The following is a 2,050-nucleotide window of genomic DNA, read 5'->3' on the forward strand; positions in this document are numbered from 1 at the left end:
AATGTGTTTATTAATTGCTTTATACTCGATTTCGTATTGGATTTTTCAAAAGGTGCTACATTTTTTCTTAATTCAGTCGTTTTTTGTTTGCTCATGTGTTCCTCCTTACATCTTTACCATATTTAATATACAGCTCTTCTTTACATTTATAGTAGAACATAGTAGCTGGTATTAAAAGATATAAACGTCAAGTAGTTAATATGACAATTGTCATACATGTGTGAATGTATTTTCTTAATAAAAGGAAAAGGGTGTGAAAAAATTCAGTTTCATTAAAGCATTAGCATTATTTCAGTCCTAGCTATGTAATGGTGCTCATAAACCTGTACCTTTTCAACAGGTTTTGAGCCACTATTTTTTAAATATATTGCGAACAAAAAACTACCTCCTCTAAATGATGACTAGGGCCGGTAGTTTTTCAGAGCTATGAATGTTCAACTTTTGTTCATTTTGGTATAAAAACTCTTTAACAATTTCATCATATCACGCCCCGATGTTCTAGACAGTTTATCATTATCTTCATGCGTACTCACATACCAGCTGCCCTTGTCATCTTCATTTAATCTATATACCTTACCGTTTCTACTATCTGTATAAAAGTCTCCATCCTTCAGTCTCAAACGATCCCCCCTCTACCACGTATATACCCTGTATTGTACCCAAGATATCCATTTTATAAAAAATTTCATCTACACAAAAACAGCAGGGCTCTTAACACGCTTACTATTTTGTATGTAAGCTACATATGTGGAAAGTCAATTGAATTTATTTACTCCTAGTAGATCTTAAATTAATCTTTTTACAATAGGATTTCACGCTTGAAAGGGTCATTTTTCCTGTATTTGCTATATTCGGTTTTATATGTTACGATTAAGTTAATTATTTTTGTTCGGTGTAGGATTAAGAGAAGAGAAATCTCTTCCATAGAAATTTTCATCTTAAGATAGTATGGTTGGACAAGGGTAGTAATATAAGTGTGGAGTATTCCACACTAGGAGGCAATATTATGGAACAAGGTACAGTGAAATGGTTTAATGCAGACAAAGGCTTCGGTTTTATCGAAATCGAAGGCGGAGACGATGTATTCGTACATTTCAGCTCTATTCAAAGTGAAGGCTTTAAATCGTTAGACGAAGGTCAAAAAGTAACGTTTGATATCGAACAAGGTCAACGTGGAGCACAAGCTGCTAACGTTCATAAAGTAGCATAATCAAAATGAGTAAAAAAGACTCCACCTGGGAGTCTTTTTTACTTTTAATTCCACTAGCTAGAAAAACCAGACTTAAAAGTCTGATTTTTTAGACAAAATGAACGGTACAAGGTATAGACTAGTTAAAACATACACTGGAAATATAAAGAAAATAAGGATACCAATTTGTTAAGAAGTTTAATTGTAGTTAAAAAAATCAGAAGTTTTTGGTAATTTATACAAAAATGTGGGTATGAATTATTTTTAATGGGGATTAGGAGACTCATCTAAAAACCGTTCTCGAGCTCTCATTTTATGGCCACACAAAGGACACTTTTGATGATTTTGATAAGAGAAGTTTTTTCTCATCCAACCATTACACTCTTCTGATTGATATTCCCAAATTTCTGTTCGTTCTTTAAGTATGGGTTCTTGACCTTTCTTCCTATGGTTATAATACTTAACTACATCATTCCTCCTAAATAGTTTACCTTTTAAAAAAGAAATATCAGGACCCCTATCTTTCTAAATTAAATTACTCTCTATAGGTATTTCACCTTGTACGGATATGTTAGAACAAGATGTTCGTTGATCGTAACATTGATTTGTTAATACGCAGGAATAAAAAAGCGACATCTCTTTTTGAAGAGTGCTTTGCTCGTTTCTGAATTTAAGTAAGAGAAGGAGTACGAAACAGTTGAAAAATTTTTCTGATTTTAATTTAAGCAAGGACATTGAAAAGGCAGTTCATAACTTGGGTTTTGAAGAGGCTACGCCGATTCAGGCTGAAGCTATTCCGATAGCTATGACGGGTAAAGATCTAATTGGACAAGCTCAAACCGGTACTGGAAAGACAACAGC

General features: G+C 33.3%; 4 protein-coding genes. 2 read left to right on the plus strand and 2 right to left on the minus strand.

Features of this window, described 5'->3' with window-relative positions; translation table 11 throughout:
• Positions 1 to 434 precede the first annotated feature (434 nt).
• On the minus strand, positions 435 to 620 hold the full coding sequence (locus ACFX4W_RS01405; protein ID WP_034652964.1) for a hypothetical protein: 186 nt from the start codon (positions 618 to 620) through the stop codon (positions 435 to 437).
• A 386-nt stretch (positions 621 to 1,006) separates the two neighbouring features.
• Between ACFX4W_RS01405 and ACFX4W_RS01410 the strand changes: the two genes are divergently transcribed.
• Positions 1,007 to 1,210 (plus strand): cold-shock protein, encoded by a 204-nt coding sequence (locus tag ACFX4W_RS01410; RefSeq protein ID WP_047934552.1) that lies wholly within the window; start codon positions 1,007 to 1,009, stop codon positions 1,208 to 1,210.
• 243 nt (positions 1,211 to 1,453) lie between these two features.
• Here ACFX4W_RS01410 and ACFX4W_RS01415 read toward each other — a convergent pair whose 3' ends face one another.
• Positions 1,454 to 1,696: a cold-inducible protein YdjO-related protein gene (locus tag ACFX4W_RS01415; protein WP_377559151.1), complete on the minus strand. Its 243-nt coding sequence runs from the start codon at positions 1,694 to 1,696 to the stop codon at positions 1,454 to 1,456.
• 190 nt (positions 1,697 to 1,886) lie between these two features.
• Between ACFX4W_RS01415 and ACFX4W_RS01420 the strand changes: the two genes are divergently transcribed.
• Positions 1,887 to 2,050: DEAD/DEAH box helicase (locus ACFX4W_RS01420; protein ID WP_377559152.1), on the plus strand; the 164-nt coding region annotated here is incomplete at its 3' end.

This window comes from Priestia sp. YIM B13489, assembly GCF_042787645.1.
Lineage (GTDB): Bacteria > Bacillota > Bacilli > Bacillales > Bacillaceae_H > Priestia > Priestia megaterium.